The 15253-nt window shown below is 71.5% G+C and carries 15 protein-coding genes; 7 read left to right on the top strand and 8 right to left on the bottom strand.

The genetic code is table 11. From position 1 onward, the window contains the following. A partial coding sequence (gene treS, locus CKO43_RS21655; protein ID WP_200379927.1) for a maltose alpha-D-glucosyltransferase occupies window positions 1-2806 on the bottom strand: 2806 nt, incomplete at its 3' end. Window positions 2807-2974: 168 nt separating this feature from the next. Here treS and CKO43_RS21660 point away from each other — a divergent pair. After that, window positions 2975-3139 carry a hypothetical protein gene (locus tag CKO43_RS21660; protein ID WP_200379928.1) on the top strand — a complete coding sequence of 55 codons (165 nt, stop codon included), beginning with the start codon at window positions 2975-2977 and terminating at the stop codon, window positions 3137-3139. A 4-nt stretch (window positions 3140-3143) separates the two neighbouring features. Here CKO43_RS21660 and CKO43_RS21665 read toward each other — a convergent pair whose 3' ends face one another. Further along, window positions 3144-4067: a LysR family transcriptional regulator gene (locus CKO43_RS21665; RefSeq protein ID WP_200379929.1), complete on the bottom strand. Its 924-nt coding sequence runs from the start codon at window positions 4065-4067 to the stop codon at window positions 3144-3146. 98 nt (window positions 4068-4165) lie between these two features. On the opposite strand from CKO43_RS21665, the gene CKO43_RS21670 reads away from it, so the two are divergent. From CKO43_RS21670 to CKO43_RS21690, 5 genes are all read left to right on the top strand, one after another. Further along, window positions 4166-5371 carry an MFS transporter gene (locus CKO43_RS21670; RefSeq protein WP_242478179.1) on the top strand — a complete coding sequence of 402 codons (1206 nt, stop codon included), beginning with the start codon at window positions 4166-4168 and terminating at the stop codon, window positions 5369-5371. Between the two features lie 25 nt (window positions 5372-5396). Further along, on the top strand, window positions 5397-6113 hold the full coding sequence (locus CKO43_RS21675; protein WP_200379930.1) for a type 1 glutamine amidotransferase domain-containing protein: 717 nt from the start codon (window positions 5397-5399) through the stop codon (window positions 6111-6113). A 151-nt stretch (window positions 6114-6264) separates the two neighbouring features. Next, on the top strand, window positions 6265-6957 hold the full coding sequence (locus CKO43_RS21680) for a type 1 glutamine amidotransferase (RefSeq protein ID WP_200379931.1): 693 nt from the start codon (window positions 6265-6267) through the stop codon (window positions 6955-6957). A 94-nt stretch (window positions 6958-7051) separates the two neighbouring features. After that, window positions 7052-7570 carry a hypothetical protein gene (locus CKO43_RS21685; RefSeq protein WP_200379932.1) on the top strand — a complete coding sequence of 173 codons (519 nt, stop codon included), beginning with the start codon at window positions 7052-7054 and terminating at the stop codon, window positions 7568-7570. 216 nt (window positions 7571-7786) lie between these two features. Beyond that, window positions 7787-8401 (top strand): HAD-IA family hydrolase, encoded by a 615-nt coding sequence (locus CKO43_RS21690; RefSeq protein ID WP_200231953.1) that lies wholly within the window; start codon window positions 7787-7789, stop codon window positions 8399-8401. Window positions 8402-8403: 2 nt separating this feature from the next. On the opposite strand, the gene CKO43_RS21695 is transcribed toward CKO43_RS21690, so the two are convergent. The 6 genes from CKO43_RS21695 to CKO43_RS21720 form a co-directional block, all read right to left on the bottom strand. Next, window positions 8404-9801 carry a 4Fe-4S binding protein gene (locus CKO43_RS21695; RefSeq protein WP_200379933.1) on the bottom strand — a complete coding sequence of 466 codons (1398 nt, stop codon included), beginning with the start codon at window positions 9799-9801 and terminating at the stop codon, window positions 8404-8406. 1 nt (window position 9802) lies between these two features. Beyond that, window positions 9803-10618: an FTR1 family iron permease gene (locus tag CKO43_RS21700; protein WP_200231955.1), complete on the bottom strand. Its 816-nt coding sequence runs from the start codon at window positions 10616-10618 to the stop codon at window positions 9803-9805. Between the two features lie 29 nt (window positions 10619-10647). Further along, complete coding sequence (locus CKO43_RS21705) at window positions 10648-10989, bottom strand: cupredoxin domain-containing protein (RefSeq protein ID WP_200231956.1); 342 nt, start codon at window positions 10987-10989, stop codon at window positions 10648-10650. Between the two features lie 5 nt (window positions 10990-10994). Continuing rightward, window positions 10995-12509: a carbohydrate porin gene (locus CKO43_RS21710; protein WP_242481283.1), complete on the bottom strand. Its 1515-nt coding sequence runs from the start codon at window positions 12507-12509 to the stop codon at window positions 10995-10997. Between the two features lie 2 nt (window positions 12510-12511). After that, the gene (locus tag CKO43_RS21715) at window positions 12512-13066 is read right to left on the bottom strand and encodes an iron transporter (RefSeq protein WP_200231957.1); all 555 of its coding nucleotides are present in this window, start codon (window positions 13064-13066) and stop codon (window positions 12512-12514) included. A 160-nt stretch (window positions 13067-13226) separates the two neighbouring features. Next, window positions 13227-15032 (bottom strand): translocation/assembly module TamB domain-containing protein, encoded by a 1806-nt coding sequence (locus CKO43_RS21720; RefSeq protein WP_207185176.1) that lies wholly within the window; start codon window positions 15030-15032, stop codon window positions 13227-13229. 7 nt (window positions 15033-15039) lie between these two features. Between CKO43_RS21720 and CKO43_RS25675 the strand changes: the two genes are divergently transcribed. Then, a partial coding sequence (locus tag CKO43_RS25675; RefSeq protein ID WP_431191971.1) for a hypothetical protein occupies window positions 15040-15253 on the top strand: 214 nt, incomplete at its 3' end.

The following is a 15253-nucleotide window of genomic DNA, read 5'->3' on the forward strand; positions in this document are numbered from 1 at the left end:
CGCTGGCGCTGCAGATCGGCACGCACACCGAGGCCGAGAACCTGCGCCGCGAAGCGCTGGCCGAGACCTGGGCCCAGCGGCGCAGGTCTTCGGGCTGCAGCGGCTCGGGGTCGAAGGCCGGGTCGCCGCGGCGCTGCGCCAGCGCCGCGTGCAGGGCCGCCAGGCGCTGCGCCAGCGCACGCGTGCGCGCCAGCACCCCGCCTTCGGCGGCACCGGCGGCGTCGGGCGCCGGCAGCGCGGCCGGCGCGGCGCGTTCGAGGTGGCGCGAGAGCTGGTTGAGCGCGAACTCCCAGGCGTCACCCTGATGCACCACCCAGGGCTGCAGCACGGCCAGCGTCGTCACCGTGCCGTCGGCGGCGAGGTGTTCGACATGGCCCACCGGCACCACCGCGTGCTCGAAATGCAGCACGTCGGCGAGGTGGCGGCCCATCTCGATCTCGACGTCGACACCGGCGCGCAGCCGGCGCAGCAGCTTGACGAACAGGCGCTCGCCCAGCTGCAGCGTGCTGTTGCGGCCGTGCGGCACGCTGCGCAGCGGCAGGGTCTCGAGCTCGGCGACGATGCCGGCATCGAAACCGCGTGTCGCGACGAAACGCAGGCTGGCGCCACCGGTCGCCGGCAGCGTGCGCCCGGCCGCGACCGCGGCGACGAGCGCGCGGCAGAAGGCCTCGTCGCCGGCGGCGTCGCCGAGCAGGCCGATGCGCGCCTGCATGCGGGCCTTGGCGATCGCGGCCGGGGCGATCTGGCCGAGCCGGGTCTCGCCTTCATCCTCCCAGGCCACCGCCAGCGGTGAGAACCAGCGTGCCGGCTCGTGCGGGCCCTGGGTGTCCAGCAGCGCCAGCATCCATTCGCGCCCGCCGTGGGGCAGCACGGCGTGGCCGGCGATGCGCACCTGCGACGGCGCTTCGCCGGCGTCGAACCAGCGCTGGCGCGCCAGGTGCGGCGGCAGCAGCTCGTCCTCGAACTGGGCCAGCGTCTTGCCGGCCATCGCGATGCGCCAGGGCACGACGCGGTCGCGGAAGAAGCTGTTCCAGCCGTCGAACAGCACCAGCACCGGCAGCTGCTCGACCGGGCGCCGGTCGGCGTGCCAGTCGGGCGGCGCGGCTTCGGCGCTGAGCCGGAACCAGAAGAAGCCGTAGCCGGCCAGCGTCAGCAGGTAGGGCAGGTCGCCGACCGGCGGGAAGGCGGTGTGGGCGCCCATCTCCACCGGCACGCGGCCCTTGAAGCGTGTCAGGTCCAGCTCGACCGGCTGCGGCGCGCGGCCGAGGTTGGCGACGCAGAGCACGACCTCGTCGCCGAGCTCACGCAGGTAGGCCAGGATCTTGCGGTTGCCCGGGTGCAGCATCGTGATGCGGCCGCGGCCGAAGACCTGGGTCGAGCGCCGGATCGCCAGCAGCCGGCGCGTCCAGTTCAGCAGCGAGGAGGCGTCGCGGTCCTGGGCCTCGACGTTGACGGCCTCGAAGCCGTAGACCGGGTCCTGGATCGGCGGCAGGTACAGGCGCTGCGGGTCGGCGCGCGAGAAGCCGCCGTTGCGGTCGCTGGTCCACTGCATCGGCGTGCGCACGCCGTCGCGGTCGCCGAGGAAGATGTTGTCGCCCATGCCGATCTCGTCGCCGTAGTACAGCACCGGCGAGCCCGGCATCGACAGCAGCAGGCTGTTCATCAGCTTGATGCGTTCGCGGTCGTTCTCCAGCAGCGGCGCCAGGCGCCGGCGTATGCCCAGGTTGATGCGTGCACGCGGGTCGGCGGCGTACATCGAGTACATGTAGTCGCGCTCGCGGCTCGTGACCATCTCCAGCGTCAGCTCGTCGTGGTTGCGCAGGAAGATCGCCCACTGGCACTGCGGCGAGATGTCGGGCGTCTGCTGCAGGATCTCGACGACGGGGTGGCGGTCTTCCTGCGCGATCGCCATGTACATGCGCGGCATCAGCGGGAAGTGATACGCCATGTGGCATTCGTCGTCGTCGCCGAAGTACTCGCGCACGTCCTCGGGCCACATATTCGCTTCGGCCAGCAGCAGCTTGCCGGGGTACTTGGCGTCCAGGCGGCGGCGGATCTCCTTGATGACCTCGTGCGTCTCGCGCAGGTTCTCGTTGCCCGTGCCTTCGCGTTCGATCAGGTAGGGAATGGCATCCAGGCGGAAGCCGTCCACCCCTTGCGCGAGCCAGAACTCCATGATCCCGATGACGGCTTCGCGCACCGCCGGGTTGTCGAAATTCAGGTCGGGCTGGTGGCTGAAGAAGCGGTGCCAGAAGTACTGGCCGGCGACCTCGTCGAAGCTCCAGTTCGACTTCTCGGTGTCGGTGAAGATGATGCGCGTGCCGGCGTACTTCGTCGGGTCGTCGCTCCAGACGTAGAAGTCGCGTTCGGGCGAGCCCGGCGGCGCGCGCCGCGCGCGCTGGAACCAGGGGTGCTGGTCCGAGGTGTGGTTGACAACCAGCTCCGTGATCACGCGCAGGCCGCGTGCGTGCGCCTCGGCCACCAGGCGGGCGACGTCGGCCGTCGTGCCGTAGGCCGGGTTCACGCCCATGAAGTCGGCGACGTCGTAGCCGTCGTCGCGCAGCGGCGAGGGGTAGAAGGGCAGCAGCCAGATCGTGTTGACGCCCAGGTCGCGCACGTAGTCGAGGCGGGCGATCAGGCCGGGGAAGTCGCCGATGCCGTCGCCGTTGCTGTCGGCGAAGGCCTTGATGTGCAGCTCGTAGATGACCGCGTCCTTGAACCACAGCGGATCGAGCGTGGGCGCGGCGGTGTCGGCCGGCGGCTGGGTTTCGGCAGCGGTGATGGCGCGCAGGTCTTCGCCCTTCATGTTCCTCTTGTTCGACAGGCGCGCCCGGGGGCGGCGTGCGAGGACCGTAACCCATCGGGCACCGGGCCGCGAAACCCGTATGGGGAGGGTGGGGACTTGGCACCCTGTAATCCCGGTAGCGCATGCGCGCGGCTTGAAACCGCGGCCTGCGCCTGCAGTTGTCGCCTCGTGCGCATCAACCTCAACTGGAAGCGGCCGCTGTTCTACGTGCTGCTGCCTATCCTCGTCTTCATGGCCTTCGTCGGTTTCCCGCCGCCGTTCCCGCCGGCGCGGCCGACGAAACCGGAGCTGGAGCAGTCGGAGCCGGCCGAGGTGCGAGAAGAAGGGGACTGAGCCCTCAGGTCTCGGCCGAGCCTCGTTCCCACGCGGCACCGTCGCCGAACCTGCCGGCCAGGAACTCGACGAACTCGCGCACCCGCGGCGGCAGCAGCCGGCGCTGCGGCATCACCGCCCAGATGCCGGTGGTCGCCGGCGGGTAGTCGGGCAGCACGAGCTGCAGCCGGCCGGCGCGCAGGTCCTCGGCGACGTGCCAGGTCGAGTGCAACGCGATGCCGGCTCCGGCCACCGCGGCGTCGCGCAGCAGTTCGCCGAAGTTGCTCTCGACGCGGCCGCGCACGCGCACCGCGGTTTCGCCGCCGCGGCCGTCGGCGAGCACCCAGTGGGTCTGGCGGCCCTGGGTGCCGGTCAGCAGCAGGCAGTCGTGCGCCGCCAGGTCGGCGGGCACCTGCGGCGTGCCGCGGCGCTTCAGGTAATCGGGCGAGGCGACGAGCACGCGCCGGTTCGGCGCCAGCCGGCGCGCGACCAGCGTCGAGTCGTCGAGCGCTCCGATGCGGATCGCGAGGTCGTAGCCGGCGCTGACGAGGTCGACGACACGGTCGTCCAGGTCGACGCTGATGCGCAACTGCGGGTGCAGCGCCAGGAACTCGGGCAGCAGCGGCGACAGGTAGAGCCGGCCGAAGGTGGCCGAGGTCGTCACGCGCAGCGTGCCCGCCACCTGGCCGCCGGACTGGCGCAGGCCGCCGACCAGCGCGTCCAGGTCGGCGACCAGGCCACGCCCCTGTTCGGCCAGCGCCAGGCCCTCGGGCGTCGGGTGCAGGCGCCGCGTCGTGCGGTGCAGCAGGCGCACGCCCAGGTCCTTCTCCAGCCGCGCCAGACGCTGGCTGGCCACCGCCGGGCTCAGGTCGAGCGCGCGTGCGGCGGCGCTGATCGAGGCTTCGTCCAGCACCCGCAGGAACAGGTTCAGGTCGTCGAGGCGGTCCATGATTCTCAACGGGGTGTTGAAAGTGATTGTGGATTGTGGTCCTGTTTCTGCAAAGCGCGGGGCCCCAGCATCCGGCCTCCTCTTTGCAGTCACTCGCGATGAACACCCAGAACCGATTGCCGATCGCGCTCTACGCGCTGACCGCCGGTGCCTTCGGCATCGGCACCACCGAGTTCGTCATCATGGGGCTGCTGCTGCAGGTCTCGGCCGACCTGGGCGTGTCGATCGCCGCCGCCGGGCTCTTGATCTCGGGCTACGCGCTGGGCGTGTTCGTCGGCGCGCCGCTGCTGACCGCGGCCACCGGCCGCCTGCCGCGCAAGACGCTGCTGGTGGCGCTGATGATCGTCTTCACGCTCGGCAACCTGGCCTGCGCGCTGGCGCCGAACTACGAGCTGCTGATGGCCGCGCGCGTGCTGACCTCGCTGGCGCACGGCAGCTTTTTCGGCGTCGGCGCCGTGGTCGCAACCTCGCTGGTGGCGCCGGACCGCAAGGCCAGCGCGATCTCCATCCTGTTCACCGGCCTGACCGCGGCGACGCTGCTCGGCGTGCCGGCTGGCGCCTGGCTGGGCCTGCAGTACGGCTGGCGCACCACCTTCTGGGCGGTGGCGGCGCTGGGCGTGCTGGCGACGCTGGTCATCGCCCGGCTGGTGCCGGCCGACCGGCCCGCGGCGGCGGCCGCGTCCTTCGCCGACGAGCTGAAGGTGCTGGCGCGGCCCCAGGTGCTGCTGGGCCTGCTGATGACGGTGCTGGGTTATGCCGGTGTCTTCGTCGTCTTCACCTACATCCAGCCGATGCTGACACGCATCAGCGGCTTCGCCGAGGCGGCGGTGTCGCCGATCCTGCTCGTCTTCGGCCTCGGTTTCATCGTCGGCAACCTGGTCGGTGGCCGGCTCGCCGACCGCCGCCTGGTGCCGACACTGCTGGGCACGCTGGCGCTGCTGGCGCTGGTGCTGGGCGTGATGAGCTTCGCGATGCAGATCGCCTGGAGCGCGGTGCTGTTCACCGGGCTGCTGGGCGCGGCCGCCTTCGCCACCGTCGCGCCGCTGCAGATGCGCGTGCTGCAGCAGGCCGAAGGCGCCGGCCAGAGCCTGGCGTCGAGCCTGAACATCGCCGCCTTCAACCTGGGCAACGCGATCGGCGCCGCGCTCGGTGCGCGCGTCATCGACAGTGCGCTCGGCCTGGGCGCGCTGCCCTGGGTCGCGGCGCTGCTGACGCTGGCTGGCCTCGCGGTTGCCGTCTTCAGCGTGCGGCTGGATCGCCGCATGCCCCGCCACGACGGCGCCGCCTGCCTGGCGGCTTCCTGAACCTTTGCTTGAACGGAGAGCGCAGATGAACAAGCCCGATACCACCCAGACCAACCCGGCCGTCAAGCCGGTGCTGATCGTGCTGACCAGCCACGGCGTCAAAGGCGCCAGCGGCGAGCCGACCGGCTTCTACCTCGGCGAGGCCACGCACCCGATGGCGGTGCTGGAAGCCGCCGGCATCCCGGTCGAGCTGGCATCGATCCAGGGCGGCGAGCCGCCGGTCGACGGCCTGGACCTGGACGACGCGGTCAACAGGCGCTACTGGGAGGATCCGGCGTTCCGCGAGCGCCTGCGCCAGACGCCGCGGCTGGACGAGGTCGAGGCGACGCGTTACAGCGCGATCCTGTTCGCCGGCGGCCACGGCGCGGTCTGGGACTTCCCCGACAGCCCCGCCGTGCAGCGCCAGACCCGGGCGTTCTGGGAGCAGGGCGGCGTCGTCGCCGCCGTCTGCCACGGCCCGGCGGCACTGGTGAACGTGAAGCTCGCCGACGGCTCCTGGCTGGTCGCGGGCCGGCACCTGGCCGCCTTCACCGACGACGAGGAGCGTGCGGTGAAGCTGGAGCACGTCGTGCCGTTCCTGCTGGCGTCGACGCTGGTCGAACGCGGTGCGATCCACCACGCGGCCGCGAACTGGACGCCCAGCGTGCAGGTCGACGGCCGCCTGGTCACGGGCCAGAACCCGCAGTCGGCACACGGTGTCGGCTTGGCGCTGCGCGATCTGTTGCTGAAGACGGCGCGCTGAAGCTGCTCGCGGCGGCGGCCGTGGCACGCACGATGCTTCGGTCCGCGCGCGCCATGCGCCGCTCCCCGCTGGGGTGCAGCGTCGGCGGCTGCGGATATGCCGGCGGGGCGTGTCCGCGCGACCGACAGGCCCGCCGCGACACAGGATGATCATGCGCGCGCACTACTTCCAGCACGTCCCGTTCGAAGGCCTGGGCAGCATCGAGCCCTGGCTGCAGGGCGCCGGTTACGCGATCGGCTGCACCCGCTTCTTCGCCGGCGAGAGCGTGCCGCGGCTGGAGGACGTCGATTTCCTGGTCGTGATGGGCGGGCCGATGAGCGTCAACGACGAGGCGCAGCTGACCTGGCTGCGTGCCGAGAAGGCCTTCATCCGCCGCGCGATCGAAGCCGGCAAGCCGGTGCTGGGCATCTGCCTGGGGGCACAGCTGATCGCCGACACGATGGGCGGCCGGGTGTTCCCGAACGCGCTCAAGGAGATCGGCTGGCTGCAGATCGAAGCCACCGGCCCGGCCGATGCGGCCTTGTTTCGTTTCGCGCCGGCGCTGGGCGTCTTCCAGTGGCACGGCGAGACTTTCACGCTGCCGCCCGGCGCCGTGCAGCTGGCGCGCAGCACGGCCTGCGAGAACCAGGCATTCCAGCTCGGTGCGACCGTCATCGGGCTGCAGTTCCACCTCGAGACCACGCCCGAGTCGGCGCGTGCGCTGGTCGAGAACTGCCGCGATGAGCTGGTGCCCGGCCCCTGGGTGCAAGGCGAGGCCGAGATCCTGGCGGCGCCGCCCGGGCGCTACCGGGCGCTCAACGAGGTGATGAGCGAGCTGCTGTTCCATCTGCACTCGTGCCGCTGAGTCCCGCGTCCCCTCGTGTGTGGAGCGACCCCAAAGCGCACGCCTGCCGGCGCGGCTAGGCTGCCGGTTCGTTCATCCCTTGATACCCGGAGCCATGAAGAAGCTGCTGCCTCTCCTCGTGTTGTCGTTTCTCGCCGGTTGTGCTTCGCAGCCGTTCCAGCCGGTGCCCGAGGGCTACACCGGGCCGACGGCCAGCGTTGCCGACTCCTACCGCGCGCTCAGCTCCTCCAAGGTCGAGTTCTTCTATGTCGAGGCCATCGACGAGCACCCGGTCGACAACAGCCGCTTCCGTTCGCTGGCAGCGAACCGAGGCCGTGGCATGACGATGGCTCCAGTGGGGCAGCAGCGTGATCTGCCCGCCGACAAGAGCGTGCGCCTGGCGCTGGCCGCACGCACCGAGTACGCCGCGCCCATCCTCGCGCTGACGCGCGAGGTCTTCCAGGTGAAGGGGCCGCTCGAGTTCACGCCCGAGGGCGGCAAACGTTATGTCGTCAAGGGCGTGCTTGGCGCCGACCGCTCGGCGGTCTGGCTGGAGGAAGAGGGCAGCGGCAAGCCGGTCGGCCAGCCGATCGAGGCGCAGGGGTCGGCCAAGCTGGGGCTGTTCGACAAATGAAGCCGGTGGCCCCACGCCGCCGGCCAGCCTCGGCCTGACGTTGCTGGCCTGCGCCGACGGTTCATCGTCGCCGCGGCCGAGGCTAGCAAGATCCCGGTCAACGCCGAGTTCCCCAAAGGACAAGGCCCGCATCCGGCGCTGGTGCTGGCACCGGGGGCGGGCTGCGACATGCGAATGCCGGCGCAAGCGTGGCTGGCGACAGCCTGACAATGCGGCATGCCCACCCCTCCGAAAGCCTTGCTGTTCGACGTCGGCAACGTGCTGATCGACGTCGATTTCTCGCGCGTGCTCGCGGCCTGGGCGCCGTTTTCGGCGCTGCCGCCCGACGAACTGGCGCGCCGCTTCGGCGCCGACGAGCCCTATCGCCGGCACGAACGCGGCGAGCTGGATTCGCCGGCCTATTTCGCCTACGTCGCCCAGACGCTGCAACTGGCCGCGACGCCGAGCCAGGTCGAGGCCGGCTGGAACACCATCTTCGGCGCCGAGATCGTCGCGACGCGCCGGCTGCTGCAGCAGGCCGCGCGCCGGCTGCCCTGCCACCTGTTCTCCAACACCAATGCCAGCCATGCGCTCAACTGGCACCGGATGTTCCCGGAGTTGGTGGGCAGCGTCGAACACATCTTCCTGTCGCATGAGATCGGGCTGCGCAAACCCGAGCCGGCGGCTTTCGCCTATGTCTGCGATGCGCTGGGCCTGCCGCCGGCCGGGGTGCTGTTCTTCGACGACCTGGCCGAGAACGTGGCCGCGGCGCGTGAGTCAGGGCTGATCGCGGTGCAGGTCGGCGCGCCGGCCGATGTCGAAGCCGCGCTGCGCGGCTTCGGCCTGGTCTGAGTTCACCAGACCCAGAAGATCATCACCCAGCTGGTGACCGCCAGCGCCAGCGGCAGCGCGTACAGCAGCGTCGCCACCAGCTGCCGCGGCAGGCCGGCGTCGGAGCTCGCGACGATGCGCAGGCCGAGCCAGGCCGACCAGGCCGCGGCGCCGCCCAGCAGCAGCGCGCGCGCGCTGGACACACCCGGCGGCAGCCAGCCTTCGGCGCGCAGCAGCGTCAGCGTCGTCATCGACAGCCCCAGGAACAGGCCGGCGCCGGCGATCGGCACCAGGCCCATCGCGAGGCTCTTCCAGTCGAAGCGGCTGCCGCCGGCCAGCCGCGCCGCCAGCCGCAGCGCGGCCCAGCCCAGGCCGCCGGCCAGCAGCGTGTAGGCGCCGATGTACAGGCAGATGCCCAGGCCGTCGAGCCAGGTGAAGGCGTCGTTGACCTGCGGGTAATGCGTCAGCAGCCACCAGGGCGCGTTGTCCTGCAGCAGCGTGTAGGAATCGTGTTCGATCAGCCAGGTGGCCGCCGCCTGGCGCAGGCCGGTGAACCAGGGGCTGACGCTCCACTGGAAGGCGCCGACCGCGACACCCATCGTGCCGAAGATCAGCAGCACCGCCGAGGCGTTGCTGACGCGGCGCGGGCTCTCGCCGAGGATCTCCTCGTTGGGCGAACGCGCCGCGAATTCGATCGCGCCGCGGTGGCCGCTGCAGCGGCCGCAGGAATGGCACTGCGACGCGCCCTTCATGTTGCGCAGGTCGATCAGCGGCGCGCAGTCGACCCGCGGCGGCGGCCCGGGGTAGGCGCGCCAGGCCTGCTCGTCGACCTTGTAGTGCAGCGGCGCCACCTTGGCGAGCAGCGCGAAGACGCCGCTGACGGGGCAGAGGAAGCGGCACCAGACGCGTTTCTCGCGCCCGTAGACCAGGCCGACCGCACCTGCCAGCAGCGTCGAGCCGCCCAGGATCAGCAGCGCCGGCGCCGCGTACTGGTAGACGCTGACGAGCTGGCCGTAGACCGTGGTGCAGACGAAGGCCAGCACCGGCCAGCCGCTCCAGCGCAGCCAGCGCGGGATGCTCAGCCCCAGGCCGTGGCGGCTGGCGAACTCGGTGACCGCACCTTCGGGGCAGAGCACGCCGCACCAGACGCGCCCGACCAGCACCATGCTGAGGATCACGCCTGGCCACCACACGCCCCAGAACGCGAATTGCGCGAACAGCGTCAGGTCCGAGACGATGCTGGCGCCCGATGGCGGCAGCGGCAGCAGCGCCGGCACGATCACCAGCGCGGCGTAGAACAGCACGATGAACCACTGGATGCCGAGGATGACGCGGCGATGCCGCCGCATCGCGTCGCCCAGCCGCGCCAGGCGCGTCTTCGGCGCCGGGCGCATGAAGTGGATCGGGACGGCGGCGGTCATCTCATGCGGCCGCGGGCCGCCGGCCGGTGCGCCACAGCGCCCACAGCGTCAGGCTCCAGAACACCAGGTAGCCGATCAGCACGCTGGCCGATGGGCGGGCGCGGTAGCCCAGGAAGTCGGCGAGCACGCGGCCGATGCCGCTGCCGTCGTCGAGCAGCGCCGAGCTGTCCCAGACCGGGTCGAGCAGCGGCGGGATCCAGTCCATGCCGATCATGCGGTCGATGCCGCCGGCCAGCAGCGACGCGGCGATCAGCAGCAGCAGCACTTCGCTGATCGCGAACAGCGTGCGGTAGCTGAGCAGGCGCGAGCCGCGAGCGATCAGCCAGGCGGTGGCGGCGGCGAGCACGAAGCCGGTGGCCGCGGCGCCGGCGTTGGCCAGCAGCGCGCCGCCGCCCGACTCCAGCCCCAGGCCGTAGAGGAAGACCACGGTCTCGGCGCCTTCACGCGCGACCGCGAACGCGGTCACCAGCCCGACCCCGAGCGCGCCCGAGGCTTGCCCGGCCTGGCGTTCGAGCTCGCGGCGCATGCCGCGGCCGTGTTTTCGCATCCACAGCACCATCTGCACGATCAGCGCCGCGGCGACGAAGACCATCACGATCTGGAAGATCTCGAGCGCCTCGCCCTGCAGTTCGCTCTGCACCAGGAAGGTGGCGGCGCCCAGCAGCGCCGCCAGCAGCAGGCCGCCGGCGGCACCGGCCCAGAGGCCGCGGCGCAGCGGCGCCGGTTCGGGCTGGCGTGCGATCCACGCGAGCAGCACGCCGATGACGAGCATCGCCTCGAGGCTCTCGCGCCAGACCACGATCAAGGCGTTCAACATAAGAATGATTCTCGCTCACGCGCGAGAGACTACTTCGCGATGATCAACATCTCCGAGTTCTGTGGATGGAACTCGTCGAAGAACTTGTAGGTGCCCGGGCGCAGCGGGTGGATGACGACGAAGGAGTTGCCGCCCGGCCCGAGCACCTTCTCGACGCGCAGGTCCAGGTTCTCGAACTCGGCCGGGCCCGGGCCTTCGTTGCGGATGGTCAGCTTGATCTTCACGCCCGCCGGTACCTCCAGGCGCGCGGGTTCGATGCGGCCGTTCTTGATGACGACGGGGTAGGTGGCCAGGCTCTGGCAGAACGCGGTGCCCGCCCCGAGGGCGAGCACCGCGGCCAGGACCGCGGGGCGCAGGACGCGAGCGGTCACGGCGGTCAGAAGCCGAGCGTGGCGCGCAGGCCGAAGGCCTTGACGTCGCCGGCGCCGTCGTCGCCACCGGGGCGCGAGATCCACTGGAAGTCCGGCGTCAGCGCGATCTTCTCGTTCACGTGGTAGCGGTAGTAGAGCTCGGCGACCCGTTCGTTGCCGCTGGACGTGCTGGCGCGGCGGTAGTCGCTGCTGGTGTGCAGCAGGCCGGCCGCCAGGCCCACGCCGTCGGCGGCGCGGCCCCAGGCGTCGCCCGAGAGTTCGCCACCCAGCGTCAGCGCGCGGTCGAAGCTGGCCGTGCCCGAGCTGCGGTTGCCGAAGCGGCCGAACAGCGTCAGGCCGTCGGCCACACGCTGGTCGATCGACAGGCCCCAGCCGCTGTGCGCCTGCTCGCTGTCGTCCAGCACGTTGACCGCGCGGCCGTTGCGCCAGGCGTAGACGCGGTAGTTGCCCGGCAGGCCGTCGAACAGCCGCGTCGAGTACTCGAGCTGGCCGATGACGAAGGGCTTGCCCAGAGAACCCGAGAAGTTGGTCGCCGGCCCGGAGCCGAACACCGCCACCGAGGCGCTCCAGACGCCGGACTTGTCCTGCTCGTCGACGTAGGCGGCGCGCACCCCGGGGGTGAAGCCGTAGGCGTCGACGCCGGCGTCGCCGCCCGAGTCGAGCAGCGGGTTGTGCACGAAGGCGTTGTTCAGGAAGAACGCGGTCTCGTCATCGGCGGTCGCGTTCTGGTCGAAGAAGACGAACGGGTCCATCTTGCCGACCGTGAACTCCAGGCGCTGGCGCGAGTACGGCTTGTAGCCGTCGAAGGGCAGCGGCACGTTCAGCTGGTACCAGGCCTGGGCCAGCACCGCGAACGAGGAGTCGGGGTCGTTGACGCCGGCGACCTGGAAGGTCGAGGAGTTGGTCGTGCTGGTGTAGGTCGGGCGCAGCGCCACGCCGTCGCCCTGGCCGAAACGCAGCTGGGCGTAGATCGTGCCTTCGGCCTGGCCGATGTCGCCGCCGGGCAGCGTGAACTCGATGTCGCCGCGGTAGTTCAGGCGCGACTCGCGCTTGCCGCTTTCGGTGCCGGCGCCGTTGACGCGCTGCGCCACGGCGACCAGGCCACCTTCGACGGTGATGCCTTCCAGCGCCTCGACCTGGCGCACCGGCTTCTGCATCGCCAGGGTCTGTGTCTCGACGGCCTTCAGGCGCGTGACGAGCTCGGGCTCGTTCTCGCTCAGGCGGTCGGTCAGCAGGGCCTGGTCGGTCGCGGTCTGGGCTTCTTCGAGCGCCTTGACGCGGGCCTCGATCGGCGCCGCCTTGGGCGCCGCGGCGCCGAGCTCGGTGACCTTCTTCTCGAGTTCCTGGTTGCGCTGCTCAAGCTGGCCGAAACGGGCGGCCAGCTCACGCAACTGCGCCTTCAACTGCTCGATCTCGCTGCCGGCGGCCTGCGCGCCGCCGGCCAGGCCGGCCAGCGTCAGCGCGGCGACGAGCCGGGCGTTGCGCAATGCGAACCCGTGTCTCGGGGGCAGGGTGGACATGCTCAGTACCCGCCCTTCTTGCCGATGCCGGCGTAGGTGAAGTCCCATTCGACGGTGAAGGGCTTGAACCAGGGGCGCACGCCGGTCTCACGGTCGGTGTGGCGGCCGTAGTACGGGGACAGCGGGTTTTCCTTGGCGTTCGGCGGGTAGATCGTGTACTTCAGCTTGTACTTGCCCGGGCCCTGCAGCTTGACGTTGTCGCCGTAGTGCGGGCCGTCGCTGGCCACCATGGCCATGAAGTTGCCGCTGATCGGCGTCGTCGAGCCGACCTTGGTGACCTCGTACTTGATGAACAGGAACGGGATCCAGAAGCCTTCGGGGTAGCCGTTGGGGTTGTTCGCCAGCGCGTGGATGTCGGCTTCGATGTGCACGTCCGACTCGGCGGCCTTGCGCATGTGGCCTTCGGGCTCCATGTCGATCGGCTGCAGGTAGACGGCCGCGATCTCCATGCCCGCCAGGTTCTGCGGCGTGCCGATCGGGTATTCGAGGGCGTAGGCGGAAGTCGTGAAGCAGGCGGCTGCGATGGCCAGGGCGGCGCCCCAATGGCTGGGTTTCATGAAAGACCTCATGTGGACGGGATACGAATGCGAGTAAGTCGCAATAACGCGACTGATCGTGCCCGCTCACTCTGCTGCGGTCAAGCCGCATCGTTTGGTCTGTGTCAAGCCATGGCCGGCCAGACGCAACGGTCTTGGCGATCGGCGCCTGCGCGGCGCCTCAGTTCCAGCGCCAGGTCCAGATGACGTCGAGCGCGCTCTCGTCACCGGTCTGCGCGCGCACCGTGAAGCGGCGCGCGACGCGGTAGATCAGCTGCCACGAACCCGCGGTCGCATTGACGCCGCGTTCGTAGCCGACGAAGAGCCGGTCGCTCAGCTGCTTGCCGACGCTGACGACGGTGTCGCGGGCGTCGCCTTCGCCGCTCTGCGACACCGACAGCTCGTCCAGCCCCAGGCGCTGCAGCAGCCCGGTCGACGGGCCGCCGCTTTCGCCGGCCAGCAGCGCCAGCGCCGCCTGCTGCAGGATCGCGGTGTCGGCGCGCCCCAGGCCTTCCGAGGCGCGGCCGGTCACCAGCCACGAGAGCTTGTCCATCTCGCTCATGTCGGGCTCGCTGTACAGGCGTACGCGCGGGTCGGTGGTGCTGCCCTGGACCGTGACGCCGACGCGCACGTCCAGGTCCTGGCGCACCGCGAGGATGTCCAGCCGCGGCGCCGCCACCTCGCCCGAGAAGCGGATCAGGCCGCGCTCGATGAACAGGTTCTGGCCATAGGCTGCGTAACGGCCGTTGACGGTGCGCACCCCGCCGTTGATCGCCAGCCGGCCCTCGGGCGTCGAGACGCGCAGCGTGCCGGTGAGGCCGGTGTCGATGCCGCGGCCCTTGAGCCGCAGGTCGTTGCCCAGCGCCAGCTCGAGCGCGACGCGGCTGCTCTTCATCAGCGGCGTCGGCTCGGGCCCGTTGGCCGCCGGCGCCGGCGCCCGCTGCTCGCCCGGGCGCAGCGGCCGGTTCTCGACCACCACGTCGCTGTCCAGCGACGGCGCCTCGCTCTGCGAGATGTCGATGCGGCCGCGGTCGACCGCGAACTTGCCGTCCACCGCGAGCGCCTGCTCACGCAAGGCCACCGTGGCGCGGCCGCTGACGGCGATGCGCCGGTCGACCCGCGACAAGGCCTCGAAACGTTCGGCGACCAGCGTCAGCTCGGCGCTCGGCGAAGCGCCCAGGCGCGCGCTGCCGTCGACCGCCAGCGTGCCGTCGCCGCCCTTGAACCGCAGCCGCTCCAGCCGCAGGTCCTCGCCGCGCAGCGTCAGCAGCAGCGAGCCCTCGGTCAGGTCCACGCCCTGCAGCAGGTTGCCCAGCGCGAGCTGCGAACCCTCGATGCGGCCGCCCAGCTGCGGCGCGCCCACGGTGCCGCCGACCTGCGCCGTCGTGAACAGCGAGCCGCCCATGCGCCAGCCCGCCGGCAGCCAGGCGCTCCAGACGTCGACGTCGGGGATGCGCATCTCGACCACGCCCTGGATCGGCGTCTGGGCCTCGGGCCAGGCGGCCGTCGCCGCCGTGCGCAGCGTCTGCGCGCCGGCGACGACGCCGATCTGGCTGCCGACGATGGCCTGCGCCGCCTCCCACTGGCCGTCGTGCGCCGACAGCGCCAGCCGCAGCCCGGTCAGGCCGAAAGCCAGCGGCAGGTTGCCGCGCACCACGCTCAGGTCACCGCTCTCGCGCTCGAGCACGATGTCGGCGTCGAAACGCTCGGCGCGGCGGATGTCCACGTGCCCCGCCAGGCGCAGGTCGCCGCGCCAGCCGGCGTCGGGCTGGGCCCGCTGCAGCCAGGGCGCCACCGCCAGCGGGTCCAGCTTCGCGGCCAGCCGCAGCCGCGACGGCGCGCCTTCGCGCGGCGCCGCCTGCCAGGCGGCTTCGCTCCAGCGCAGCGTCGCGCCCAGCAGCGCGATGCTGCCCGGGGCGACGCGCGCTTCGCGCGGCGCGCCACCGGGCGCCAGGTCGGCGGCGAGTTCGACGTCGCGCGCCAGCACCCAGGGCGTGGCGCCGGCCGAGCCGGCACGCGCCGGCGGCCTGCAGCGTGAAGCTGGTGGCACCGGTGGCCGGTGCCGGCGCGGCGTCGGTCCAGGCCGGCGGCCGCAGCGGCGACGTCGCCGTGAGCGTGATGCGGTGGCTGCCCAGCGTGCCGGCGACATGGGCGTCGAGACGTTCCAGGCGCTGCTCGCCGCGGGCCAGGCCCTGGGCGGCCAGCGTC

It is taken from the genome of Rubrivivax gelatinosus (assembly GCF_016583785.1).
Taxonomy (GTDB): Bacteria; Pseudomonadota; Gammaproteobacteria; order Burkholderiales; family Burkholderiaceae_C; genus Rubrivivax; species Rubrivivax gelatinosus_B.